Source organism: Pseudonocardia sediminis (genome assembly GCF_004217185.1).
GTDB classification, from domain to species: Bacteria; Actinomycetota; Actinomycetes; order Mycobacteriales; family Pseudonocardiaceae; genus Pseudonocardia; species Pseudonocardia sediminis.
The window spans coordinates 1,002,798-1,026,863 of the sequence record NZ_SHKL01000001.1 but is presented as its reverse complement, the minus strand read 5'-3'; the positions used below and the strand labels follow the sequence as shown (position 1 = coordinate 1,026,863).

Sequence of the window (24,066 nt, the reverse complement as noted above, 5' to 3'; positions counted from 1 at the left end):
ATTTCGTTGTGCCGTGAACACTACACCGGACGATCTCGCGGCCGAGCCAGGGGGTGCCCGGGGAACGTCTCCCCGGGCACCCCCTGCCGGTCAGCCTCCGGACGACTGGAACTTCGCGACCGCGGCGTCGAGCGCGGCGAGCGCCTGACCCTGCTTGGCGAAGTCACCGGCCGCCTGGGCCGCCTTGAGCTCGGTGAGCGCCGACCGGATCTCGCCGGCCGCCGCCGTCTGTGCCGCGTTCGGAGCGCCCGGGGTCGCCGGCGTGGTCGCCGTTCCGGGGGCGGCGGGGGTCGTCGGGGTCGGCGTCGTGCCCGTCGCCGCGGTCCCGGCACCGGCCCCGAAGATCTGGTCCAGCGCCTCGGACAGGCTCGGGTCGTAGCCGACCCGGCCGCCGTAGCTCACCAGCACGCGGGCCAGCTGGGGGTAGGACGAGTCCTGCCCGGCCCGTTCGATGTAGACCGGCTCCACGTAGAGCAGACCACCGGCCACCGGCAACGTCAGCAGGTTGCCGTAGTCGATCGTGGTCTGGTTCTGCCGGAGCAGGTTCAGCTCCTGGGAAACCTGGGGTGAGCCGAGGAACTGGGCCTGCACCTGTTGCGGGCCGAGCGTCTGGGTGTCACTGGGCAACTGCAGCACCGTGATCTTGCCGTAGTTCTCCGGATCGGAGTCCACCGACATGTACGACGCCAGGAACTGCCGTCGCAGGCTGACCAGCGCACTCGTCAGCTGGAACGACGCCTCCGGCTGACCGGGCAGCCCGGCCAGGATGTAGTACGGCGGCTGCGCGTCCTGCGAGGAACCGGTGTTGCCCTGCACCGTCGGGTCCGACGGCACGTCCCAGAACGACACCGTGGAGAAGAACTCCCCCGGGTCGCTGACGTGGTAGCGCGTCAGCAGCTCCCGCTGGACCTTGAACTGGTCCTCCGGGTAGCGCAGGTGCTCGTTGAGCGACGGCGAGATGTCGGACTTCGGCAGGACCGAGCCCGGGAACGCCTTCTCCCACGTCTGCAGCACCGGGTCGGTCTCGTCGAAGGCGTAGAGCTTGATCGAGCCGTCGTAGGCGTCGACGGTCGCCTTCACCGAGTTGCGCAGGTAGCTGATGTTGTCGTTGGGCAGCTGCTGGCCCTGCGCGCCGAGACGGCTGTCCGACGTCGCCTCACCCAGCGGGACCTGCGCGGCGTACGGGTAGTTCTGCAGCGTCGTGTAGCCGTCGATGATCCACTGGACCCGGCCGTCGACGACCGCCGGGTACGAGTCGTTGTCGACGGTCAGCCACGGCGCGACGTCCTTGACCCGCTGCGAGGGGTCGCGGTTGTAGAGGATCCGCGAGTTCTCGTTGATCGAGCTGTTGAACAGGATGTTGCGCTCGCCGTAGGCCAGCGCGAACGCCATCCGGTTGCCCAGCCCGCCGATCGGGACGCCGCCGGCGCCGTCGTAGGTGTACTGCTGGGTGTCCGAGTCGTACTCGCGCGGCCCGTCCTCGGGCCCGGCACCGACGATCGAGTACTCGTTGTTGAGCAGCTCGCTGTAGTAGATGCGGGGCTGCTGCACCGGGATGGTGCCCTGGGCCTGGGTGTCGCTGACGCTGAACCGCGGCAGGCCGCCCTGGCCGCCGGTGTCCTCCAGAGCCGCGTTGACCTGGTTGGCCGGCGCGTAGACGACGCCGTTGCCGTGCGTGTAGACGAGGTGCTTGTTGATCCAGTCGGTCTGGTTGCCGACCAGCGCGCTCTGGTCGAGCTCACGCGCCGCGATCACGTAGTCCTGGGTCTGCCCGCGGACGGTGTAGCGGTCGATGTCGAGCGAGCTGGAGAACCCGTAGAAGTTCCGTCGCTGCTGGAGCTGGGTGAACGTCTTGTTCAGCTTGCCCGGGTCGAGCAGGCGGATGTTCGGGATCGTCGCGGTGTCCGAGCGGACCTGCGCCGGGGTCGCCGTCGACGTCCCGCTGTAGTCCTGGATGTCGACCTTGTCCGGGGTCAGACCGAACGCCGCGCGGGTGGCGTCGATGTTGCGCTGGATCGACGGGGCCTCGCGCTCGTTCGCGTTCGGGGCGACCACGAACTGCTGCAGCACCGCGGGCCAGGCCGCGCCGACCAGGATCGAGGAGATGACGAGCATCACCAGCGCGACGGCCGGGATCTGCAGGTTGCGCCGGAACACCGCGGCGAAGAAGGCGCCCGCACAGATCACCGAGATGATCAGCAGGATGATCTTCGCCGGGAGGACGGCGTTGAGGTCGGTGTAGGTGGCGCCGGTGAAGTTCGCGTTGCGCTGGGAGAACAGCAGCTCGTACCGGTCGAACCAGTAGCCGACGGCCTTGAGCAGCACGAACACACCCGCCAGCACGGCCAGCTGGGCGCGTGCGGCGGACGAGACCTGCCCGGAACGGCCGGTGAGGCGGATGCCGCCGAACAGATAGTGCGTCACCAGCGCGACCACGAAGCAGATCGCCACCGAGACGAACAGCCAGGTCAGCACGAGCCGCAGGAACGGCAGGGTGAACGCGTAGAACGACACGTCGTTGCCGAACTCCGGGTCCGCCACACCGAACGGCGTCGAGTGCAGGAACATCTGCACCGTCTGCCAGTCACCCTGCGCGGCCAGCCCGGCGATGATGCCGATCACGACCGGGATGCCGACGGCGAACAGGCGCAGGCGCTGGATGATCACCGTGCGGTACCGGGCCACCGGGTCCTCGGGGCCGGAGACCGGCACGAAGACCGGCCGGAACCGGTAGGCGATCCACAGCGTCAGCGCCACGAGGCCGCCGACGAGCAGGGCGATCACCAGGAACTGCACGACCTGGGTGAACAGCCGGGTGGTCAACACGTTGCGGAAGCCGACCTCGCCGAACCACAGCCAGTCGACATAGAAGTTGACCAGCCGGGAACCACCCAGCAGAAGGATGACCAGGACACCTGCGGCGATGAGCAGGATCCGGGTACGCCGGGACAACGACGGCGCTCCCACGGGGGGCCGCATGGACACGGTCACGCTCCAGTACTTCGGGAATCAGGAGCGGGCGACCGGCCGGCGGGGAGAGACGGCGCGGTTGTCCCACTGTCTGCCCAACTCTACGGAGAACGCGTGAGTTCCCGGTGGGAATACCCCGCATCCGTGTTCGGGAAAGGGGGAGCGCGCGCCCGTCCGGGTGAGATACCCGTAGGGTGCGTCCGTGAGTGGTCGATCTTCGTCGTGGATGACGGCGCTCCTCCTGCTGCTGGGAATCGCCGTGGCGGGGTCCGTCGTACCGGCCCCCGTGGTCTCGCTCGGGCCGGGCCCGACGGTCAACACTCTCGACGTCTACCAGGGCAAACAGGTCGTCTCGGCCGACGGGCTGCCCACCTACCCGACGTCCGGGCACCTCAACATGACGACGGTCGGCGTCACCGACGGGATGACCGCGTTCCAGGCGATGGGGCTCTGGTTCTCCGGCGACCACCAGCTCGCCCCGCGGTACACGCTCTACCCGCCGAACCTCTCGTCCGAAGAGGTCTCCTCGGCGAACAAGCAGGAGTTCGACAGCTCGGTGGCCAACGCCGAGGCCGCGGCCCTGACCTACCTCCGGCTCCCGACGCGGGTGACGGTCGGCGCACTGACCGCCGACTCACCCTCGTCCGGCGTTCTGGCCGAGGGCGACCGGATCGTCGCCGTCGCCGGCCGTCCGGTCTCGTCGGTCCCGATGCTGCTGGAGATCCTCAAGGGAGCGCGGCCGGGAACGCCGCTGGCGCTGCGGACCCAGCGGGGCGACGACCCGGTGCGCGAGGTGTCGGTGACGCCGTCGGCCTACCCGGGCGACCCGGCGCGGGCGTTCCTCGGCATCACCCCCGCCACCGCGCCCGCCGACGGCGACCGTCTCTCCATCACCCTCGGCGACGTGGGCGGGCCGTCGGCCGGGCTGATGTTCACCCTCGCCCTGGTCGACAAGCTCACCCCTGGTGAGCTCACCGGTGGCCGGTTCATCGCCGGCACCGGGACCATCACCCCGGAGGGCACGGTCGGCCCGATCAGCGGGATCCGGTTCAAGATGCTCAAGGCCTCCGAGGTCGGGGCGCAGACGTTCCTGGTGCCCGCGGACAACTGCGCCGAGGCGGCCTCCGAGGTGCCCGACGGCCTGCAGCTGGCCCGCGTCGGCACGGTCACCGACGCGGTGACGGCGCTGGACACGATCCGGGCCGGAGGCACCCCGCGGGGCTGCTCCTGACCGTCGCCCCGGCCTCCCCTCACAGCGTCACCCCGTGGGGTCACGCTCTGGGTGAACAGGCGCCCACCAGGGCCGGAGCGCGGCCACACGGGCATCCGCTCCCGCGTACGGTGGACGCCATGAGTGATGTGCCCTTCGGCTTCGGTTCCTCCGACCGCGACCGCGACCGCGAGTCCGGGGACGGCACGGGCAAGGGCGACGGGGGCGAGGGCCCCCAGGACCCGTTCGGTTTCGGCAAGCTCCCGCCGGGCGCGAACGACCCGACCGGCGGCTTCTCCGCGTTCCCGGGGATGCCGGGTATGCCCGGGATGCCGGGCGCGGGCGGCCCCGGCGGTTTCGACGTCAGCCAGCTCGGCCAGATGCTCAGCCAGCTCGGCCAGATGCTCAGTCACGCCGGGACCAGCGGCGACGGCGGGCCGGTCAACTACGAGCTCGCCGCGCAGATGGCGACCCAGCAGCTCGCCCAGACCACCTCGTCGCTGACCGACGACCAGCGCCGAGCCGTCGCCGAGTCGTTCAAGCTCGCCGAGATGTGGCTGGACCCGGCCACCGAGTTCCCGGCCGGCGCGACCGAGGTCGTGGCCTGGACGGCGACCGACTGGGTCAAGGCCGGGATGCCCACCTGGAAGCGGCTGTGCGACCCGGTGGCCCGCCGCATCTCCGGCGCCTGGGTGGAGGGACTGCCCGAGGAGGTTCGCGCGCAGGCCGGGCCGATGCTCGGGATGATCGGGCAGATGGGTGGCCTGGCGTTCGGCACCCAGCTCGGCCAGGGCCTGGCCCAGCTCGCCTCCGAGGTGCTCAGCTCCACCGAGCTGGGGATCCCGATCGGGACCGACCGCACCGCCGCGCTGCTCCCCGAGTCGATCGCGAAGTTCACCGAGGGGCTCGACCTGCCCGCCGGTGAGGTCATGCTCTACCTGGCCGCCCGCGAGGCCGCGCACCAGCGCCTGTTCTCGCACGTCGGCTGGCTCAAGGAGCGGCTGCTCGGCACCGTCGAGGAGTACGCCCGCGGCATCACCGTGGACACCTCGCGGATCGAGGAGCTGGCGCAGAACATCGACCCGTCGAACCCGGCGTCGATCCAGGAGGCCATGTCCTCGGGCATGTTCGAGCCGGAGGACACGCCGGAGCAGAAGGCCGCCCTGGCGCGGCTGGAGACACTGCTCGCCCTGATCGAGGGCTGGGTGGACCACGTCGTGGCCGAGGCCGTCGGTGAGCGCCTGCCCGGTGCGGAGGCGATGCGCGAGACCATGCGCCGCCGTCGCGCCTCCGGCGGGCCGGCCGAGCAGGCGTTCGCCACGATCGTCGGGCTGGAGCTGCGGCCGCGGAAGCTGCGCGCGGCCTCCGAGCTGTGGCAGCTGCTCGCCGCCGAGCGCGGCTCCGCGGGACGCGACGCGGTGTGGGCGCACCCGGACCTGATCCCGGGTGCGGACGACCTGGAGGACCCGGCCGCGTTCGTGCGCCGGTCCCTCGAGACCGACGACCCGATCGCCGAGCTGGAGAAGCAGATGCAGGCCGACGCCGAGAAGGCCGCCGGTGAGCAGGACTCCTCCACCGACCCGAAGCCCACAAACGAGGACCCGAAGCGTGACGACGGCCCGTCCGGGACGTCCACGAGCTGACTCCGGGCGCGCACCGGCCCGGTGGGCGCGCGGTCCACGGACCGCGCGCCGGCGGCCGGGTGCGCGTGGACGGGCGTCCTAGCCCGCTGCGACGGCGTCCGGCTCGGTGGGGCCGTTGACGGTGGCGGGTCCGTCGACCGTGTCCCCGGTCGTCGTGTCGTCGGGCTCGTCCGCGCCGTCACCGTCCACGCCAACCATCCCGAGAGCCGCGGCAGCGCTGAGCCCCTCGAGGTAGCCGATCGCCCGCTCGGCCTTCGGGTAGCGGTGCACCCAGGCCCAGAACGCCTCGTCGTGCGCGGCCGAGAGCAGGTGCGCGAGCTCGTGGACGAGCACGTAGTCCACGACCCAGCCCGGGACGTCCCGCAGGCGCTCGCTGACCCGGATCGTGCCGTCGTCGGGGGTGCAGGAAGCCCAGCGGGTGCGCATCGGCGCCACCCAGCGGATCGACACCGGACGGGCCTTGCCCTCCAGGTACCGGGTGGAGAGCTCGGAGCCGCGGCGGAACAACGCGTCGTCGCCGCGACGGCCCGGGGAGCGGCGCTTGCGCTCGCTGCGCTCGAGCCGCCGGACCATCTCCGCGACCCAGTCGTGTTCCTCGCGCTCGCTCATCCAGCCGGGGATGAACACGATGACGGTGTCGCCCTCGCGCCGGGCGCTGACCATCCGGCGGCGTCGTGCACTGCGACGGACCTCGACGACAGGGGTACTGCCCATGCCCCCCAGCGTAGGCCCGCGGGGGCCGCACCGCGCCGCCCCCGGACGGTCGGGAACCGTCGGCCGCGGTGTCGGTGTGCGACGGCGCCCGGTGACGCTGTGCGGCAGCAACACCGTGTGCCCGACCGGGAGGAACGCCGGCGCCCGTTCGGACCAGCGCGGAGTGTGCGGGTGTGAACGGGCGCGCCGAGCGGGTCCGCCCGGCCGCTGTGACGTGCACGATCGTGCGATGTCTCACCCTCGCGGGCTGCCGTCCCGGCTGATGCTCGCCCCCCATCTCTCCGTCCTGGTCCGCGGTCCGGACTCACGGCAGGTGGGTCTCGACCCGTCGCTCGGACGGGTGTTGGAGGACCTCTGCCCCGCGACGGCGGCGATGCTCGACGAGCTCGGGGCCGCCGCGACGGACACGTCGGGACTCCTGCGGCGGGCGACCGGGCGCGGCGCCGATCCGGGCACCGCCGCCGCGCTGCTGCACGCGTTGTTCTCCGCCGGGCTCCTGCGCGACGCCCGGGCCGCGGAGCTCCTCGGCCGCCGCCGGGCGGACTCCGTCGTCGAGGTGCGCGGGGACGGCCCGCTGGCGCTCGCCGTGGCCGCGGCGGTGGCCCGGGCGGGCGTCGGGGCCGTGCACCTGCGGACGTCCGGACCGGTCGAGCCGTCCGACCTGCTCGTGGCCGGGCTGCCCGCGCGGACGCTGGGCCTCGACCGGTCGCTCGTCGCGGCGGAGCTGCTTACGGGGGTCGCACCCCAGGTCAGGACGGGTTCACAGGGCCGCACCCCGCCGGACCTCGTGGTGCTCACCGACGCCCTGGCCCGCGGGCTCGACGAGGCCGACGCCCTGACCTCGCGCGCCGTCGAGCACCTGGTGGTGCGGGTACGCGACGGGCGCGGCGTCGTCGGGCCGCTCGTGCTGCCCGGGCGCACGGCCTGCCTGCGCTGCCTCGATCTGCACCGGACGGCGCTCGACCCCGGGTGGCCCGCCCTGACCGCCGCGCTGGCCGGCCGGACCGGGTCCGCGGAGCCCGGCGTGCTCGCCGCGACCGCCGCGCTGGGGTCGGTGCAGGCGCTGCTGGCCCTGGACGGCCCGTCGACCGGCGGGCCTCCCCCGCCGACCCTGGACGCCACGCTCGAGCTGGATCTGGACTCCGCCGCCGTCGTCACCCGCGTGTGGCCTGCGCACCCCGGCTGCCCGTGCGGCGCGGCCGTGCCGGACACCGCTGCGGGACACGCCGATCGGGCCGCGACGGCGGGTGCGGCGTGCGGACATGCCCCGTGGCGGGAGACAATCGGGGGGTGAGCGACATACCCCGACGAACCGCTTCGCGCACCGCCAAGCTCGCCGGCCTGCCCCTGGGCGTGGCCGGACGGGCGGCCGCGGGGTGGGGCCGACGCCTGGCCGGCGGTGATCGGGACGAGATCTCGGCCCAGCTCGCCGCGAAGAGCGCCGAGCAGCTGTTCGCCGTGCTGGGCGAGCTCAAGGGCGGAGCCATGAAGTTCGGGCAGGCCCTGAGCGTGTTCGAGGCGGCGATCCCGGACGAGTTCGCCGAGCCGTACCGGGAGGCCCTGGTCAAGCTGCAGGCCGCGGCGCCGCCGATGCCGAAGGCCGACGTGCACCGGATGCTCACCGAGCAGTTCGGCAGCACCTGGCGGACCCGCTTCCAGGAGTTCGACGACACCCCGGCCGCGTCGGCCAGCATCGGGCAGGTGCACCGCGCGGTGTGGCGGGACGGTCGCGACGTCGCGGTGAAGGTGCAGTACCCGGGAGCGGAGGAGGCGCTGCGTTCGGACCTGCGCCAGCTCGGCCGGATGAGCAGGCTGCTGCAGCCGCTCGCGCCCGGACTGGAGCTCAAGCCGCTGATCACCGAGCTCAAGGACCGGATGGAGGAGGAGCTCGACTACCGCGACGAGGCCACCTACCAGCGCGAGTTCGGCGCGATCTTCGAGGACGACGAGAACGTCGTCGTCCCGCGGGTCGTCGCCTCCGCGCCGAAGGCCATGGTCAGCGAGTGGGTCACCGGGCGTCCGCTGTCCGAGGTGATCCGTGACGGCACCCGCACCGAGCGCGACGCCGCGGGCACGCTGCTCTCGGAGTTCCACTACTCCTCGCCCACGCGGGCACACCTGCTGCACTCCGACCCGCACCCGGGCAACTTCCAGATCCTCGACGACGGCCGCCTGCTGGTCCTGGACTTCGGCGCGGTCGCGCGGCTGCCCGAGGGCATGCCGCACGAGCTCGTGGCGATGACGAAGTACGCGCTGGAGTACCGCTCGGCCGAGCTGATGACGCTGATGCGCGACGCCGGGTTCGTGCTCCCGGGCAGCCACCTCGACGCGGACGAGGCGATGGGCTACCTGGCCCCGTTCACCGAGCCGTTGCGCACCGAGGAGTTCCACTTCAGCCGGCGCTGGATCCAGAGCCAGGCCGAGCGGGTCGGCGACCTGCGCAACCCGGAGGCCGCGACGGCACGGCAGCTGAACCTGCCGCCGCAGTTCCTGCTCGTGCACCGGGTGACGATGGGGACGCTGGGCATCCTCTGCCAGCTCGACGCGCGCGTTCGGCTGCGCGACATCGTCGGGTCCTGGCAGCCGGAGCTGTTCGACGACGGGCTTCCCGCCGCGGGCGAGTAGTCCCGCCGGCGCTGACACGACGACGCCCCCGATCCGGGATCTCCGGGTCGGGGGCGTCGTCGTGTCCCTACGGCGTCGGCCGGGTGGATCAGCCGGCGGCGGCGCGCTCGCGCTCGGCCTGTGCCCGGCGCTGTGCCCACGCGGCGAGACGGGCCCATCGCCGGCCCGCGGTCAGACTGCGGGCCCGGCGGTACTGCCGGGCCTCGCGTTCGGCCTCGTGCTGTCGGGATCTCGCCAGGGCTTCATGGATCAACATGGGGGCTCCCTCGGAGCGGTGGTCGGTCGGCTTGCGGGAGGCGGTGGCCGGGCGCGGTGCCGTCATGAGCTGGTTCATCGGAGGTCTCCTGCGGGTGTCGGTGATGTCGGTGGCGGGTGGTTCGGACGGGCCGGGTTCAGCTTCCGGCGGCCAGGGCGTAGGCCCGGTCGCGCTCCAGGTCGGCCTTGCGCGGACGACCCCGCGGGCGCTTGCGGGGGATCACCCGTCCACGCTCGAAGATCTCGCCGCCCCAGACGCCCCAGGGCTCGGCCCGGGACAGCGCTCCGTCGAGGCACTCGGCCCGGACCGGACAGCCGGCGCAGAGCGACTTCGCCCGCTCCAGCTCGTTCGGGGCCTCGGCGAACCACATGTCGGCGTCCTCGCGACGACAGGGCAGGTCCTGCCCGGTCTCCGGGGCCGCGCTGAGCAGGCCGGACAGCACGTCGGCGGTGTTGCCGCCCCCGCACTCGGCCGACGCCATCACTCCGCTCTCGCACGGAGCTGATCGCACTAGCACCTGTCGGTCCTCCTTGGTCGGTACTGCGCTGGATGGGGGTACTGCTGTGTGTAGGGACAAAAAAATCGGGGCCGCGGACCCCTGTGTGTGGGTTCCGCGGCCCCGATGAGAATCGGCCGTCGTCTGTCGAGGACTAGGTGGTACCTCGGCATCCGGGAACGGACACACGTGTGGAGTTGTGCTTGTTCGCGATCGGCGCGACGACGGGTGCGAAACCCCCATCGGTGACGCGCACGCGCCACACCGGGAGCACGGAGGAGCCCGGGGAGCACAGGACGCCGCCGGCGGCACGCCCGGACAGCACGTCGAACCGGACGTCGTCGCCGTACATCGCGATCGTGTTCGTGTTCATTCGGGGCACCTCCCTCGGCGTCTCGTGTGCGCTCGTCGCGCGGTGGATCGGAGTATCGAACAGCCCTTCGGCCGTTCGGTGTAGTCGACTGTAGAAGGACCGGAGACCGGCGCACAACCGATTAAACGAGTTGATACTTCGGAATTCGCGTGAGTGTCACCGTCCAAGATCGACGCAGGTGACAGCCCTGCACCGCGCCGATCCCGGCCTCCGTCCCCCGCCCGGTCCCCCGGCCCCGGCCCGCCCGGCCCGGTCCACCGGCCCGCGCGGCCCCGCCCCGGCCCTCCGGTCCGACGGGCGGCACTGCTGTCGCAACCTTTCCGACGAGCGTGCCGCTCGCTGGACGGGCCGTCGCCCCGCATCGCCGACTGCGGATCGAACGAGCGGCACGGTGGTCGGAACCTTTCCGACGAGCGTGCCGTTCGCTGGTCCTGCGACACGGTGGGCCGGAACGCGCTCACCGTCGTGGCCGCGACGACCGCCGTCCCGCGCGGTGGACGTCGTCCCGCGCTCGCGGCCACGTACGCGGAAGGTCGGTCCGCGCGCGGCGCGACGATCAGTGCGCGTCGCGGGCCCCGGCCGGAGCCGTGGTGCCGGCCGGGGCCGTGGTGCCCGACCGGACGTGCCGCGCGGCTACGGCCGGCTCAGTTCTCCTCGGCGACGAGGGCGAGGACCTGCTCGCCGTAGCGGTCCAGTTTGGCCGCGCCGATCCCGGGGATGCCGACCAGCGACGCCGGGTCGGCCGGGCGTTGCTCGGCGATCGCGGTGAGGGTGGCGTCGGTGAGCACCACGTAGGCCGGAACGCTCTGCTCCTTCGCCGCGCCCGCCCGCCACTGCTTGAGCCGGTCCAGCAGCTCGAGGTCGACGTCGGACGGGCAGTCGGCGCAGCGGAGGAGCTTCGTCGCCTCCGTGCCGAACAGCGGCGTACCGCAGACCCGGCACTTGGGCCGGGCCGCGCCGGGTCGGCGCTCCCCCGCGATCCGCGACGCCGGGTGCGAGTCCGGTATCAGGCCGTGCAGGAACCGGCTCCGGCGACGCGGGCGACCCCGTCCCGACGCCCGGGCCAGCGCCCACGACATCGACAGCACCCGGCGGGCCCGGGTGATGCCGACGTAGAACAGTCGGCGTTCCTCCTCGGTCGCGGTCTCGTCGCCCTCGGCGTGCTGGATCGGCAGCGTGCCGTCGGCCAGGCCGACCAGGAACACCGCGTCCCACTCCAGCCCCTTCGCCGCGTGCAGCGAGGCCAGCGTGACGCCCTGCACGACCGGCGGGTGCGCGGCGTCGGCGCGGGTGTCCAGCTCGGCGACGAACCGGGCCAGGTCGGCCTCCGGCTCGACGGCGGCGAGCTCCTCGGCCAGCCCGACGAGTGCGAGCAGCGACTCCCACTGGGCCCGGGCCGTCGCACCCTGCGGCGGCTCGTCGGTCAGGCCGGCGCGCGCCGTCAGCACTGCGCGGGTGACCGTGACCATGTCGGTGCCGGGCCGCTGGTCCGGCGCCGCGCCGCGCAGCGCGATCATCGCCCGCCGGACCTCCTGGCGGGCGAAGAACCGCTCACCGCCGCGCACCTGGTACGGCAGGCCCAGCTCGGTGAGCGCCTGCTCGTAGGCCTCGGACTGGGCGTTGATCCGGAACAGGATCGCGATCTCCGACGGCGGGGTGCCGTCGGCGACGAGGGTCTTGATCCGCCCGGCGACGGCGGCCGCCTCGGCGGGCTCGTCGTCGTGCTCGGAGAAGTCCGGGTCCGGCCCCGGCGGAAGCTGCCCGATCAGCTGCAGCCGGCTACCGGCGGGGCGGTTGCGCGCGCCCGCGATCAGCTGGTTGGCGCTGGAGACGATCTGCGGGGTGGAACGGTAGTCGCGCTGCAGGCGCACCACCGTCGCCTCCGGGAAGCGGCGCGGGAAGTCGAGCAGGTAGCGCGGCGACGCCCCGGCGAAGGTGTAGATCGTCTGGTTCGCGTCGCCGACGACGGTGAGGTCGTCGCGCTCACCGAGCCAGGCGTCGAGCAGGCGCTGCTGCAGCGGCGTGACGTCCTGGTACTCGTCGACGACGAAGCAGCGGTAGCGGGAGCGGAACTCCTCGGCGACCCCGGCGTGCTCCTCCAGGGCGACGGCGGTGTGCAGCAGCAGGTCGTCGAAGTCGAGGACCTCGGCGGCGTTCTTGAGCTCCTCGTAGGCGGCGTAGACGGCGGCGACCTGCTCCGCCGGGCCGGGCGTGTCGCGCTTGCGGCGGGCCGCCTCGGCCGGGTAGTCCGAGGGCGAGACCAGGCTCGACTTGGCCCACTCGATCTCCGAGGCGAGGTCGCGCAGGGCGTCGGAGTCGGTGCCGGCCCGGGCGCGGGCGGCGGCCTGGCCGATGATCCGCAGCTTGCCCTCGACGAGCTGCCAGTGCGGCCCGCCGACGACGCGCGGCCAGAAGTAGCGCAGCTGGCGCAGGGCCGCGGCGTGGAACGTCCTGGCCTGCACCCCGGACGCGTCGAGTGCCCGGAGCCGGGTCCGCAGCTCCCCCGCGGCCCGCGCCGTGAACGTGACGGCCAGGACCTGCCCCGGGGCGACGTGCCCGTCCGCGACCAGGTGCGCGATCCGGCGGGTGATGGTGCGGGTCTTGCCGGTACCGGCGCCGGCCAGCACGCAGACCGGCCCGCGCGGGGCGGTGACCGCGGCGTGCTGTTCGGGGTCGAGCCCCTCGACCAGGCCGGTTCCGGGACCGGGGGTGGAGGCGTCGGTCGCGCGGGGGCCGGGAGCGGTTCGGGACACGACCCCATCCTGACACCCACCCCCGACGGAACCCCGACGCGACCGCCGGACGCGTCGCGGGTGTGAAGGCCCCCACCGCGGGAAGATCCGGACGTGCACGGTGGTTGTACCCGGCATGGCCGATCTGACGATGTACACGACCACCTGGTGCGGCTTCTGCCGTCGACTCAAGATGCAGCTCGACGAGGCCGGCATCGCCTACCGGGAGATCGACATCGAGCGCAACGCCGACGCGGCGCGCTTCGTCGAGGGCGTCAACGGTGGCAACCAGGTCGTCCCGACCGTGATCTACCCGGACGAGACGACCGCCACCAACCCGAGCTTCAAGGAGGTCCGGGCCAAGCTCGGCGCCTGACCCGGTGACGTCCACAGACCGTTCGGCACAGACCGCGGCGGGTTCCGGAACGGGACCCGGCCGCGGTCTCGTGCTGTTGCTCGCGATCACGTGCGGCGCCGCCGTCGCGAACATCTACTACGCGCAGCCGCTGCTGCCGATCATCGGGCAGGCACTCGGGGTCCCGGAGAGCACGGCCGGGCTGCTCGTCACCGCCTCGCAGGTCGGGTACGCGATCGCGCTGGCCTTCGTGGTGCCGCTCGGGGACACCCTGGAACGGCGGCGTCTGGTCTCGGTCCTGCTCGGCGCCACCGCGGTCACGCTGACCGGGGCCGCGCTCGCGCCCGGCCTGTCCACGCTGCTCGCCGCGCTGGCGCTGGTCGGCCTGACGTCGGCGGTGGCCCAGATCGTGGTGCCGATGGCGGCGTCGCTGGCCGACGACCGCAGCCGCGGCTCCGTCGTCGGCACCGTGATGAGCGGGCTGCTGATCGGCATCCTGCTCGCCCGCAGCCTCGCCGGTCTGGTCGCCGAGTTCGGTGGCTGGCGGGCGGTGTTCGGCCTCGCCGCGGTCGTGATGGTGGTCCTGGCCGTCGTCGTACGGCTGGTGCTGCCGCCGGTCCCCGCGCCGGAACCGGACCGCTCCTACGGCAGCCTGCTGCGCTCGGTGCTGGCCCTGATCCGGACCGACCCGGTGCTGCGGGTCCGGATGGGGCTCGGCGCCGTCGGGATGGGCTGCTTCTCGATCCTGTGGACGGCCGTGTCGTTCCTGCTCGCCGGGGCGCCCTACAACTACGGGCCGGCGGTGATCGGGCTGTTCGGACTGGCCGGGCTCGCCGGTGCGGCGGCCGCACCGGTCGCCGGAAAGCTCGCCGACCGCGGGCACTCGATGCGGACGGTGACGCTCGCGCTCGGCACGCTGGTCGTGAGCTGGGCGGCGCTCGGGTTCGGCGGGGTGTCGCTGATCGCCCTGCTGGTCGGCATCGTGCTGCTCGACCTCGCGCAGCAGTCGTTGCAGATCTCGCACCAGAGCGCGATCTACTCCCGGCACCCCGACGCCCGCAGCCGGGTCACCACGGCGTTCGTGGTGTCGGTGTTCTTCGGCGGGGCCATCGGTTCGGCCGCGGCCGCCGCGCTCTACGGCGCCGGCGGCTGGGTCGCGGTGTGCGTGTTCGGCGGCGTGGTCGCCGTCGTCGGGCTCGCGGTGTGGCTGTGGGCCCGGCGGCGCGGCATCGCCATGCCGGCCGCGGTCTGAGGGGCCGGCCGGGACACCCGGCCGGACCTCCCCGCCTCAGTCCCCCTGGGCGGCCCAGGACTCCAGCATCGTCCGGGCGATCGAGACCTTGCCCGGCAGGAGGACGACCTTCTGCTCGTCGTCGGCCGGCTTCTCGGCCCAGTCCCCGCGCGCCAGGGCGGCCCGCAGCTCGGCACGGGTGATCCACAGCGCGTCGGCGATCTCGCCGTCGGCCGGGTTCAGCGGGATGTCGGCGTCGCCGATCGCGTGGCAGCCGAGCATCAGCGACCGCGGGAACGGCCACGCCTGGCTGCCCAGGTAGCGGACGTCGCGCACGGTGATGCCGACCTCCTCGCCGACCTCCCGGTGCACGCACGCCTCGAGCGACTCGCCGGACTCGACGAACCCGGCCAGCACCGAGTACCGCCCCTCCGGCCACACCGGCTGGCGCGCGAGGAGCACGCGGTCCGCGCCGTCGTGCACCAGGCAGATCATCGACGGGTCGGTGCGCGGGTACTCCTCGTGCCCGTTCGCCTCGCATTTGCGCGCCCACCCGGCGATGTGCGGGTGCGTCGGCGAGCCGTCGCGGGCGCAGAACCCGGCCATGTCGTGCCAGTTCAGGATGGCCACCGACACGGTCAGCAACCCGGACCCCAGCTCGTCGAGCCAGGCCCCGGCCGCGCGCAGGTCCGCCCACTCCGACGGGTCGTCCCCGGCCAGCAGGTCGGGCTTGCCGCGCACCGCCCAGTACGGGATGCCGTCGGCCGCGCCGAGCAGCACCGCGTTCGACGGCGGCTCCTCGCCCAGCGTCGTCGCCGCGCGGGTGATCACCGATCCGCCGCTGCCGGCGGCGGCGTCCCACGCCGCGGCGTCGCCCTCGCGGAACGTCGCCTCCGGCCGGGTCTCCCACGTGACGGGGGTCCGGCCGTTCTCGTCGACGACGACGAGGCGCGCCTGCGACCAGGTGCGGCGCTGGTAGTCGACGTCGAAGCGGAGCTGCTCGTCGCGGTCCATCACCCCGCGCGAGAGCACCGGCGGATCGATCAGCTCGAAGTCGCCGTCCTTCATGCCCGACCCTCCTGCGCGATCCCGCCGAGGGCTCGCAGCCGCGGGCCGATCACGTCGGCGTCGCCCACGATCACGCCGGTGAACCGGGTCGGGGCGAAGAAATCGCACGCCGCGTCCGCGACCTGCTCGACGGTGACCTCCTCGAGCCGCGCCGGGCGGTCGCGCAGCCAGTCCACGCCCAGGCCGACCGAGTCCAGCACGGACAGCGTCCCGGCCAGCGCCGACTGGCTGTCCAGGGAGATCAGCAGCGACCCGATCGCGTAGCGCCGCGCCGACTCGATCTCCTCGGGCGTCGGCGGGACGGCCGCCATCCGGCCGAGCTCGTAGCGGGTCTCCAGCAGCGCCGCGGCGGTGACGTCGCTGGCGACGTCGGTGTCCACGCCGAGCACGGCGCCGCCGGGCACGAACTCCTGCGAGGAGTGCGCACCGTAGGTGTAGCCCTTGTCCTCGCGGATGTTCTCCATCCAGCGCGAGGAGAAGTAGCCGCCGAACACGAGGTTGGCCAGCTGGAACGCGGTGTAGCGGGGGTCGTCACGGACCACGCCGGGCGCGGTCAGGCGCAGCTGCGACTGCACCGACCCGGGCCGGTGCACCAGCTCCAGGTCTCCGGGGACGACGGCCGGGGCGTCGGACAGCTCACGCGCCGGGTGCGACCCGGTCCAGCCGCCGAGGCGGGCCCGGACGGACTCGATCGCGGTGTCCGGGTCGATGTCGCCGACCAGCACCAGGCGGGCGCCGTCCGGGACGACGGTGTCGGCGTGCAGCTCCCGCACGCGCTCCGCGGTGATGCCGGCGACCGCCTCGGCGGTGGGCATCTCCGAGGAGATCGGGTGGTCACCGAACCGCTTGCGCTGCAGGGCCTCGCGGGCCACCGTGCGCGGCTGGGCGCGGGCGACCGCGATCCGCTCGGCGAGGCGGCCGCGCTCGCGCGCGACCTCGTCGTCGGGGTGGGTGGCGCCGGTGAGGACGTCGGCGAGCACGTCGAGGACGACCGGCAGCCCGGAGGCCAGCGCGGAGCCGCCGGCCTGCAGCCACTCCGGGTCGACGCCGACGCCCAGCTCGCCGCCCACGGCGGCCAGCTCGTCGTCGATGCCGACGCGGTCGCGGGTGGCGGTGCCGGTCAGCATCGTCTCGACCAGCACCTCCATCCCGGCGGTGTAGGCGGGGTCCGCGGTCGCCGACGGACCGGCGGCCGGGATGCGCAGCAGGACCTCGACCATCGGCACGCCGGGACGGTGCGCGGCGAGGATGCGCAGGCCGTTCGGCAGGGTCGCGGTCGTGACGTCGGGCAACGGGACGTCCCGGGTGCGGCCGAGTGCGGGCAGTGGTCGCGGGCCGGTCTCGGTGCGGCCGATCTCCTCGGCGGTGCGCGTCCGGGGCTGGGTGGCCGTCACGGGGTCTCCTCCTGGTCGGGCTGGGCGGCCGGCTCGACGAGCAGGACGGCGCGGCCGGCGCCGCGCAGGCGTCCGGCGGCCCCGGCGATCTGCTCGGGACGCAGTGCGGCGAGCCGTTCCGGCAGCTCGAGTGCGAGCTCGGCGCGGCCGTAGAGCAGCTCGCGGGCACCGAGGCCGAGCATCCGGAACATCACCCGGTCGTCCTCGCGGTGCAGGGCCGAGGCCCAGCGCGCGGACTGGCGCGACAGCTCCTCGGCGCTCGGGCCCTGCGCGGCGAGGCGGTCCAGCTCGTCGTCGACGGCACCGAGCACGCGGTCCGGCTCGACGTCGGCGGGGTGTACCGCGGTGATCGTGAACGTGTCCGGGTCGCGGGCGTCGAGCGGTCCGCCCATCAGCCCGTTCGACGCCGAGACGTCGGTGACCAGGCCGTCGGCGTGCACCAGACGTCGCTGCAGTCGCGCCGCCTCGCCGTCGGTGAGCACCGAGGCGAGCATCGCGTGGGCGAGGTAGGCGTCGGGCTCGGTCGTGGGGTCGGGCACCCGGTAGCCGATCGCCATCGCCGGCAGCGGGGCGTGCGCGTCGGGCACCGACTGCCGCCGCTCGGAGCCGGGAACGGGCTCGGCGAAGCTCGGGCGCTGCGGGGTCGGGCGGAACGGGATGTCGCCGAAGTGCCGCTCGACCAGCGCGAGCACGCCGTCGACGCCGTGCTCGGCGACGTCACCGTGGATCGTCAGCAGCGCGTTGCCGGGGGCGTAGAACGTGTCGAAGAACGACGCCGCGTCCTCCAGGGTGGCCTGTTCCAGCTCGGAGAAGTCGCCGTAGCCGTTGTGCGCGTTCGGGAACGTGTCGTAGAGGACCGGCGGCAGCAGGATCCAGGGGAAGCCGCCGTAGGGGCGGTTCTGGACGTTGAGCCGGATCTCCTCCTTGACGACGTCGACCTGGTTGCGCAGGTTCTCCACCGTGAGCTTCGGCGCGCGCAGCCGGTCGGCCTCCAGGAACAGCGCCCGCTCCAGCGCCGCACCGGGCAGCACCTCGAAGTAGTCGGTGTAGTCCTGGTGGGTGGAGCCGTTGAAGACGCCGCCGGAGGCCTGGACGTGCCGGAAGTGCGCCAGCTTCTCCAGGCTCTCGCTGCCCTGGAACATCAGGTGCTCGAACAGGTGCGCGAAGCCGGTGCGCCCCTCCGGTTCGGAGCGGAACCCGACGTCGACGTGCACGGACACCCCGACCACGGGGGTGGTCGGGTCGGGCGCGATCAGCACCCGCAGCCCGTTGGACAGGGTCGCCCTGTGGAGTTCCAGAGCGGCGGGTTCGACATCGGTCACGGACACGATCTCGACCCTAGCCCGGGGGTCCGACAGCGCGCCGCGCGGAACCGCGCAGGTCCGGGCGCGGCTACTCCGGTGGCAGCACCACGAACTGGCGCAGGCCCAGGTCCTGGTAGGTCACCGGTCCGCGGGGCCCGGGCGTGTGGTCGACGTTGATCCCGGTCTCGGGGAGCCCGAGCAGCTTGTAGCCGTCGAGCAGGCGCGAGGTGGCGTTCCAGAACACACCGGTTCCGGTGTAGCTGTCGATGAACGCCTCGGCGACGGCCGCGTCCGTGGTGCAGATCGTCGCGGCCAGGCCGGAGGTCTCCCGCGCGGCGGTCTGCGCGGCGTCCACCGCACCGTCGACGGGCGCGACGGTCACGTGCGCCTCGGAGCCGGAGTCCAGGGCCCACTCGTGCCCGAGAGGGTGCGCGTGGGGCGGCTCGGACAGGGTGATGCCGCGCTCGTCGAGGACCTTCCGGGCGACCGGGAGCAGCGTGTCCCAGGACGAACGGTCGATCAGCAGCAGGTTGAGACGGTTGCAGACGCCGAGACGGTCGGTGCTCTCGTGCACCAGGCGGGCGGCGGCGTCCGGGTCGGCGGCGCCGTCGAGGTAGAGCACCCCTCCCCCGTCGGCGTGGGCGAGGATCCGGGTGCCGGCGGTCGCGCCGAGCACGGAGAGCTTGCGGGTCACCTCGCCGCTGCCGCGCACCACCACGAGCGGCACCAGGTCGGGCAGCCCGACCAGCGCCTCGGCGCCGGCGTGCCCGGGCAGCGGGACGAGCTGCACGGCCGCGGCCGGGATGCCGGCCGACTCCAGGGCGGGCGCGAGCACCTGCTCGACCAGGGCCGTCGCGGTACCGAGGGCGGCCGCGCCGGTGCGCAGGACGGCGGCGCTGCGGGCCTTGAGCACCTGGGAGGCGACGTCGACGGTCACGTTCGGCCGGGCCTCGAACACCGCGCCGATGACGCCGACCGGGATCCGCCGCTCGAACACCCGCTCGCCGGTCTCCAGCGTCCGGACCGGCCACTGCACGGGCGGCTCCGGGGTGTCGGCGAGCACCTCGAGCTGGGTCGCGATGCCGGTCAGCCGCTCCTCGGTCAGCCGTAGCCGGTCCAGCAGGCCCGGGGCCATACCGTTCTGCTCGGCGGCGGTGACATCGGTGTGGTTGACCTCGAGCAGCGTCGCCTTACGCTCCCGGATCAGCGTCGCCGCGGCGCGGAGTGCGGCGTCGACGGCGGCACCCCCGGCCGCGCGCACGGCCGGGGCGGCGGCGCGGGCCCGCTCGGCGGCGGCCCGGACGGCCGCGAACTCCGGGGCCTCGGTGCTGGCGGGGGACGACGTGGTGCCGGTACTCACGGTCGCTGAGCCTACCGACCCCGGCCACGGGTCCGGGTCCCACAGCCGGTCACCGCACCACGACCGCGAGGGCTCGCCGGGACCAGCTCGTCCACCCGGCGGCACACACCGTCGGCGCACCGCACACACCGTGCACGCTGTGTGCCGTGGACCGGCGGTGTGTGCGGCCGGGTCAGGGTGCGGGGGTGGGGGCCGGAGCGGGCGGTGCGGCGGGGGCCGGGTCCGGGACGGCGTAGACGACGATGTTCGACTCGTAGCTGCGGGCGGCCGGGTCGAAGCGGCCGCCGCAGGTGATCAGGACCAGTTGCGGGGCGCCGTCGCGGCGGAAGACGTCGCGCGGGAGGTCGTACTTGCCGTACTCGCGCCGCGCCGCGACCCGGAACGCCGCGGTGCGGCCGGTCGCGTCGCGGATCAGGACGGGTTCGCCCTCGGTCAGCTGCGGCAGGATCGACAGGACGCCGACGCCCTGGGTGCGGGAGTCGACGTGCCCGGCGATCACCGCGCTGCCGCTCGCGCCCCCGGGCAGCACCCCGGGCGCCCACCAGCCGACGGTGCGGACCTCCTCGGGCACGACCATCCCGCCGGACGGATCGGTGCCGACGGCGTCGACGGGCGCGGTGACGGCGCGGGCCGGGAGCTCCAGGGCGGCCGGCAGCACAGGCGTCGGCGCCGGTCGGGCGTCGGCGGGCTCGGGCAGCGGGTAGACCGGGCCGAGCAGGCCGGGCTGTGCCGGGGCCAGCGGAGACGGGGGCTGCGGCAGGGCAGCCGGGACCGGGCGTCGGGGCACCGGTGCAGGCGTCGGGTCGTCCAGCACGGACCTCTCGTCCGCAGCCTGTGCACGCGCCGACGGGTCGGTTCCGGGAGCCGGGAGGGCGGGGACCGGGCCACCGCCGGGGATCGGACTGCCAGGTATCGAGCTGCCGGGGACGGCCGGGCCGGTGGCGGCTCCCGCAGCGGGAGCGACCGCACCGGGCGGTCTCCCGCCGGGAGCCTCGCCACCCGGGGCGGCGTCGGTGCGTGTGACGGGGAGGCCGGAGCCTGCGGGGCCGCCGGGCGGGCCGCCGGACCCGGAGCCGTCGAAGCCGCCGTTCAGTCCGGCGACGCCGGTGACCGGCGGTGCGCTCCCCGGGCGCACCAGGAGCTCGTCCAGTCCGGAGAGGACCGGGATGTCCTCGGCCAGGGGCCGGGAGGCGGTGGTCGTCGTCCCGGGGAGGGAGCCGACGTCCTGTGCGACGACCTCGCGGTCGTCGGAACCGTACAGATGGAGCAGGACGCCGGCGCCCAGGAAGATCACGCCGAGGAGCAGCAGGAACAGCGCTCCCCGGTTCCCCGGGCGCCGGCGTCGGTCGCTCACGCCTTGGAGCGGCGCAGCCACATCCCGGCGGCGGCGATCAGCGCCAGGCCGAGGCCCCCGAACGCGATCGGCAGGACCGGGGCGCCGGAGTCGGCGGCCTGGCCACCGGTGCCGGCGTTCACGGCCGGGCCGCCCTTGCCGTCGGACGAGCCGGAACCGGCCGCACCGGAACCACCCTGACCGGCGCCCGCGCCACCCTGACCGGCGGCACCGTTCTCGCCACCCGCACCGGCGGCGCCGTTCTCGCCACCCGCGCCCGCGGCCCCACCGGCGGCGGCGTCGCCACCGGCCTGGTCGCCCCCGGCGGCGGCGTCGCCACCCGGGGTCGCCGCACCGGCCGCGGCCGCGGCCTCGTCGAGCTTCTTCCCGAGCTGGTCCAGGTTGGCCAGCTGCTGCTGGGCCTGGGCCTTCTGGTCCTCGGGCAGGCCCGGGATGTTCAGCAGGCCGGTCGCCTGCTCCTTGAGCTTCGCCTGCTCGGCCTGGGCGGCCTGCAACCAGCCCTGGTCGAACTGCTCGCCCGTGCGGCCCTTGATGTCGTCGAGCTGCGCCTGCTGCTCCGGGGAGAGCTGGTCGGGCAGCGAGACGCCGACGGCGGACGCGAGCCCGCGCAGCTTCTGGTCGATGCCCTGGCCCTCGGACTGCACCTGCGGCGCGAGCTCCTTGACCTTGTCGCCGACACCCTGGGCGACCCCGAGGCCACCGAGACCGGCCAGCCCGAGCGCGGACTGGTGGGCGTTGCCGAAGGCGGCCTTCGGGTCACCGACGCCCGGGATCGACGGCAGGTCGGTCGGCAGGTTCGGGACGGCCGGCGCTCCACCCGAGCAGGCGGTGACGCCCACGAGCGCGAAAGCGGCCACGGCGGCACCGGCCGCATAACGGCCGTTCTTCTTGGTCATCTGGTTCCCCCGACGGTTGCGATCCACGGCCGGTGACTATCAGCGTTAGCCCATACGGTGCAACTTCAGTCCCACGACCGTAGACCGGAAGGCGGCAGGCGGGCTGTTCGGTCGCGCGAGCGGCGTCAAGGCCGACCGCTCACCGCTTGCGCGGAGCGGGCGCGCTCGGGGGCGGGACGACCGGGCCGATGTCGCCGTCCGGGGCCTCGTCGAGGTCCAGCATCACCGGCGCGTGGTCGCTGGGACCGCTGCCCTTGCGGGCCAGCCGGTCCACCCACACCGCGGCGCGGCGCTCCGCAGGGCCGGAGCCGGCGAGGATGAGGTCGATCCGCATGCCCTGGTCCTTGTGGAACCGCCCGGCGCGGTAGTCCCAGTAGCTGAACGCGCGTTCGTCGGGCCAGCGCTCGCGCATCACGTCGCGCAGCCCGGGCTCGCACAGCGCGGCCAGGGCGGCGCGCTCGTCCGGGGTGACGTGGGTGGCGCCGTCGAAGGCGGGGCGGTCCCAGACGTCGTCGTCGGTGGGGGCGATGTTCATGTCGCCGGCCACGACCGTCGACGACGGGTCCCCCGCCACGACGAGGTCGCGCAGCGCGGCCAGCCAGCGCAGCTTGTAGGCGTAGTGCGGGTCCGACGGCTCGCGCCCGTTCGGCACGTAGACCGAGGTGACGCGCAGCCCGCCGCAGGTCGCGGTGACGGCACGGGCCTCGGCGACGCCACCGAACTCGGGCTCGTCGGGCAGCCCGCGCACGACGTCGTCGAGACCGACCCGCGACAGCAGCGCGACCCCGTTCCAGCGGCCCTGGCCGTGGTGGGCGACCTCGTAGCCGCGCTCGGCCAGCGGCCCGCCGAGCTCCTCGGCGAAGTCGTGGTCGCCGAGCTTGGTCTCCTGCAGGCAGACGACGTCCGGTGCCCGCTGGTCGAGCCAGGGCAGCAGGCGGGGCAGCCGGGACTTCGCGGAGTTGACGTTCCAGGTGGCCAGACGCACGCCCGCGACCCTACGGACACCGCTCCGACCGGTCCCGGCGGGCGGGACCGGCCGTCGGGACCGAGCTCAGCGCCCCGGCTCGGGCAGCGTCTGCATCTGGTCGGCCCGCAGGACGGTGCCGTTCGCGGTCGCGACGCCGGTGAACTCGGCCCGGGTGCCGACCGAGGGCTTGGTGGTCAGGCCGGTGGTGTCCACTGCGGTCGTCAGGCCCGAGGACCCGACGACGGTGGCCCGCGCGCCGACGAGCAACGTGACGGTGCCGCTCACCCGGGCCCGCGGCGTCTCCACCGAGGCGGCGACGGCGTCCGCGCCGGTCCCGGAGACGCGCACGACGACGCGCTCCCCCGGCGTCAGCGCGGTGAGCTCGGTGGTGACGCCGCGCACACGGGTGCGGTCGTCGGTGCGGATCGGGACGTCACCGGCCCCGTCCCGGGCGACGACCAGGGTGCCGGCGCCGACCGACCGGACGGCGCCGACGACCGCTCCGGCGTCGTCCCCGCGCCCGGCTCCTCCGGGACCGCGGTCGCCCCGGCCCTCACCCCCACGGCCCTCGCCCCCGCGACCCTCGCCGCCACCACCGGGACCGCCACCACCGGGACCGCCGCGACCACCCGGGCCGCCGTCGAGTCCGCGCTGCTCGGAGGCGAGACCCGGACCGCCGCGCCCCGGCCCGCCGTCCCGGCCACCTCCGTCGCGACCACCGCCGGGGATCAGCAGCAGCGCCAGGACGCCGCCGACCACGAGCAGGGCGAGCACCAGACCGGCCCCGATCAGCCGTCGTCCGGTGACCCGCGGGACCCGGCGCCACCGGCTCCGAGGGGCGGCCGACACGGGCGTCGCGGCGGGGGTCGCAGTCGTGGGGGCGTCGGCACCGGCGGCCGTCGTCGGGGTGTCCGGTCCGGCGGGCGGGGCCGGGGTGGGGTCGACCGGCCCGGTGGCGCGGTCGTCGGGTCCGGGGGTGGGCGTGCTCACGAGATCCTCCGTCGTTCCTCGGACGCCACTGCGTCCTCGTCGGAGACCGAGACTGGCGCGCCCGGCTGAGCGGAACCTGAAGCTCCCGCGGGCCTTCAGGTGATCTTCAGGCCGGTCGGCGGAGAATG

Annotated in this window: 20 protein-coding genes; 6 read left to right on the top strand and 14 right to left on the bottom strand. The window is 74.1% G+C overall.

What is annotated here, in order from left to right; genetic code table 11:
* Nucleotides 1-90: 90 nt before the first annotated feature.
* Nucleotides 91-2,979 (bottom strand): UPF0182 family protein, encoded by a 2,889-nt coding sequence (locus tag EV383_RS04985; protein WP_207223438.1) that lies wholly within the window; start codon nucleotides 2,977-2,979, stop codon nucleotides 91-93.
* 217 nt (nucleotides 2,980-3,196) lie between these two features.
* On the opposite strand from EV383_RS04985, the gene EV383_RS04980 reads away from it, so the two are divergent.
* Together EV383_RS04980 and EV383_RS04975 are read left to right on the top strand one after the other, a co-directional pair.
* Nucleotides 3,197-4,201: a YlbL family protein gene (locus tag EV383_RS04980; protein ID WP_130288812.1), complete on the top strand. Its 1,005-nt coding sequence runs from the start codon at nucleotides 3,197-3,199 to the stop codon at nucleotides 4,199-4,201.
* A gap of 119 nt (nucleotides 4,202-4,320) precedes the next feature.
* Nucleotides 4,321-5,823 (top strand): zinc-dependent metalloprotease, encoded by a 1,503-nt coding sequence (locus EV383_RS04975; protein WP_130288811.1) that lies wholly within the window; start codon nucleotides 4,321-4,323, stop codon nucleotides 5,821-5,823.
* Nucleotides 5,824-5,901: 78 nt separating this feature from the next.
* Here the strand turns inward: EV383_RS04975 and EV383_RS04970 are convergent, their stop codons facing one another.
* Nucleotides 5,902-6,537 (bottom strand): M48 metallopeptidase family protein, encoded by a 636-nt coding sequence (locus tag EV383_RS04970; protein ID WP_242622902.1) that lies wholly within the window; start codon nucleotides 6,535-6,537, stop codon nucleotides 5,902-5,904.
* A gap of 229 nt (nucleotides 6,538-6,766) precedes the next feature.
* On the opposite strand from EV383_RS04970, the gene EV383_RS04965 reads away from it, so the two are divergent.
* Complete coding sequence (locus EV383_RS04965; protein WP_130288810.1) at nucleotides 6,767-7,831, top strand: TOMM precursor leader peptide-binding protein; 1,065 nt, start codon at nucleotides 6,767-6,769, stop codon at nucleotides 7,829-7,831.
* Nucleotides 7,828-9,162, top strand: a complete 1,335-nt coding sequence (locus EV383_RS04960) for an ABC1 kinase family protein (RefSeq protein ID WP_130288809.1) — start codon at nucleotides 7,828-7,830, stop codon at nucleotides 9,160-9,162. The genes EV383_RS04965 and EV383_RS04960 overlap by 4 nt, the downstream gene beginning before the upstream one ends.
* An 88-nt stretch (nucleotides 9,163-9,250) precedes the next feature.
* Here EV383_RS04960 and EV383_RS04955 read toward each other — a convergent pair whose 3' ends face one another.
* The 4 genes from EV383_RS04955 to EV383_RS04940 form a co-directional block, all read right to left on the bottom strand.
* Nucleotides 9,251-9,496: a hypothetical protein gene (locus tag EV383_RS04955; protein WP_130288808.1), complete on the bottom strand. Its 246-nt coding sequence runs from the start codon at nucleotides 9,494-9,496 to the stop codon at nucleotides 9,251-9,253.
* 58 nt (nucleotides 9,497-9,554) lie between these two features.
* Nucleotides 9,555-9,899 carry a WhiB family transcriptional regulator gene (locus tag EV383_RS04950; RefSeq protein WP_130288807.1) on the bottom strand — a complete coding sequence of 115 codons (345 nt, stop codon included), beginning with the start codon at nucleotides 9,897-9,899 and terminating at the stop codon, nucleotides 9,555-9,557.
* 169 nt (nucleotides 9,900-10,068) lie between these two features.
* Nucleotides 10,069-10,287, bottom strand: coding sequence for a hypothetical protein (locus EV383_RS04945; protein ID WP_130288806.1), 219 nt, complete (start codon nucleotides 10,285-10,287; stop codon nucleotides 10,069-10,071).
* A gap of 644 nt (nucleotides 10,288-10,931) precedes the next feature.
* Nucleotides 10,932-12,977, bottom strand: a complete 2,046-nt coding sequence (locus tag EV383_RS04940; protein WP_242623411.1) for an ATP-dependent DNA helicase UvrD2 — start codon at nucleotides 12,975-12,977, stop codon at nucleotides 10,932-10,934.
* 178 nt (nucleotides 12,978-13,155) lie between these two features.
* Here EV383_RS04940 and EV383_RS04935 point away from each other — a divergent pair, with 178 nt between their 5' ends.
* Together EV383_RS04935 and EV383_RS04930 are read left to right on the top strand one after the other, a co-directional pair.
* Nucleotides 13,156-13,395, top strand: coding sequence for a mycoredoxin (locus EV383_RS04935; protein ID WP_130288804.1), 240 nt, complete (start codon nucleotides 13,156-13,158; stop codon nucleotides 13,393-13,395).
* A gap of 70 nt (nucleotides 13,396-13,465) precedes the next feature.
* Nucleotides 13,466-14,626 (top strand): MFS transporter, encoded by a 1,161-nt coding sequence (locus EV383_RS04930; RefSeq protein WP_242622901.1) that lies wholly within the window; start codon nucleotides 13,466-13,468, stop codon nucleotides 14,624-14,626.
* Between the two features lie 36 nt (nucleotides 14,627-14,662).
* Here EV383_RS04930 and nudC read toward each other — a convergent pair whose 3' ends face one another.
* The 8 genes from nudC to EV383_RS04890 all read right to left on the bottom strand — a co-directional run bounded on the left by nudC (nucleotide 14,663) and on the right by EV383_RS04890 (nucleotide 23,938).
* On the bottom strand, nucleotides 14,663-15,673 hold the full coding sequence (nudC, locus tag EV383_RS04925; RefSeq protein WP_130288802.1) for an NAD(+) diphosphatase: 1,011 nt from the start codon (nucleotides 15,671-15,673) through the stop codon (nucleotides 14,663-14,665).
* Nucleotides 15,670-17,067, bottom strand: a complete 1,398-nt coding sequence (locus EV383_RS04920; RefSeq protein ID WP_130288801.1) for a M16 family metallopeptidase — start codon at nucleotides 17,065-17,067, stop codon at nucleotides 15,670-15,672. The genes nudC and EV383_RS04920 overlap by 4 nt, the downstream gene beginning before the upstream one ends.
* Nucleotides 17,064-18,395: a M16 family metallopeptidase gene (locus EV383_RS04915; RefSeq protein WP_242622900.1), complete on the bottom strand. Its 1,332-nt coding sequence runs from the start codon at nucleotides 18,393-18,395 to the stop codon at nucleotides 17,064-17,066. The genes EV383_RS04920 and EV383_RS04915 overlap by 4 nt, the downstream gene beginning before the upstream one ends.
* A gap of 64 nt (nucleotides 18,396-18,459) precedes the next feature.
* Complete coding sequence (locus EV383_RS04910) at nucleotides 18,460-19,731, bottom strand: aldehyde dehydrogenase family protein (protein ID WP_130288800.1); 1,272 nt, start codon at nucleotides 19,729-19,731, stop codon at nucleotides 18,460-18,462.
* A 172-nt stretch (nucleotides 19,732-19,903) separates the two neighbouring features.
* The gene (locus tag EV383_RS04905) at nucleotides 19,904-21,085 is read right to left on the bottom strand and encodes a class F sortase (protein WP_165438236.1); all 1,182 of its coding nucleotides are present in this window, start codon (nucleotides 21,083-21,085) and stop codon (nucleotides 19,904-19,906) included.
* Nucleotides 21,082-22,008, bottom strand: coding sequence for a DUF4142 domain-containing protein (locus EV383_RS04900; RefSeq protein WP_130288798.1), 927 nt, complete (start codon nucleotides 22,006-22,008; stop codon nucleotides 21,082-21,084). Before EV383_RS04900 ends, EV383_RS04905 begins: the two co-directional genes overlap by 4 nt.
* 112 nt (nucleotides 22,009-22,120) lie before the next feature.
* Nucleotides 22,121-22,966: an exodeoxyribonuclease III gene (locus EV383_RS04895; RefSeq protein WP_130288797.1), complete on the bottom strand. Its 846-nt coding sequence runs from the start codon at nucleotides 22,964-22,966 to the stop codon at nucleotides 22,121-22,123.
* 66 nt (nucleotides 22,967-23,032) lie between these two features.
* Nucleotides 23,033-23,938 (bottom strand): hypothetical protein, encoded by a 906-nt coding sequence (locus tag EV383_RS04890; protein ID WP_130288796.1) that lies wholly within the window; start codon nucleotides 23,936-23,938, stop codon nucleotides 23,033-23,035.
* Nucleotides 23,939-24,066 lie beyond the last annotated feature (128 nt).

What these genes read in the sequence shown, in the direction of transcription:
- EV383_RS04985 (WP_207223438.1), bottom strand. Translation starts at nt 2,979, where the DNA reads ATGCGGCCCCCCGTGGGAGCGCCGTCGTTGTCCCGGCGTACCCGGATC.
- EV383_RS04980 (WP_130288812.1), top strand. Translation starts at nt 3,197, where the DNA reads ATGACGGCGCTCCTCCTGCTGCTGGGAATCGCCGTGGCGGGGTCCGTC.
- EV383_RS04975 (WP_130288811.1), top strand. Translation starts at nt 4,321, where the DNA reads ATGAGTGATGTGCCCTTCGGCTTCGGTTCCTCCGACCGCGACCGCGAC.
- EV383_RS04970 (WP_242622902.1), bottom strand. Translation starts at nt 6,537, where the DNA reads ATGGGCAGTACCCCTGTCGTCGAGGTCCGTCGCAGTGCACGACGCCGC.
- EV383_RS04965 (WP_130288810.1), top strand. Translation starts at nt 6,767, where the DNA reads ATGTCTCACCCTCGCGGGCTGCCGTCCCGGCTGATGCTCGCCCCCCAT.
- EV383_RS04955 (WP_130288808.1), bottom strand. Translation starts at nt 9,496, where the DNA reads ATGAACCAGCTCATGACGGCACCGCGCCCGGCCACCGCCTCCCGCAAG.
- EV383_RS04950 (WP_130288807.1), bottom strand. Translation starts at nt 9,899, where the DNA reads ATGGCGTCGGCCGAGTGCGGGGGCGGCAACACCGCCGACGTGCTGTCC.
- EV383_RS04945 (WP_130288806.1), bottom strand. Translation starts at nt 10,287, where the DNA reads ATGAACACGAACACGATCGCGATGTACGGCGACGACGTCCGGTTCGAC.
- EV383_RS04935 (WP_130288804.1), top strand. Translation starts at nt 13,156, where the DNA reads ATGGCCGATCTGACGATGTACACGACCACCTGGTGCGGCTTCTGCCGT.
- nudC (WP_130288802.1), bottom strand. Translation starts at nt 15,673, where the DNA reads ATGAAGGACGGCGACTTCGAGCTGATCGATCCGCCGGTGCTCTCGCGC.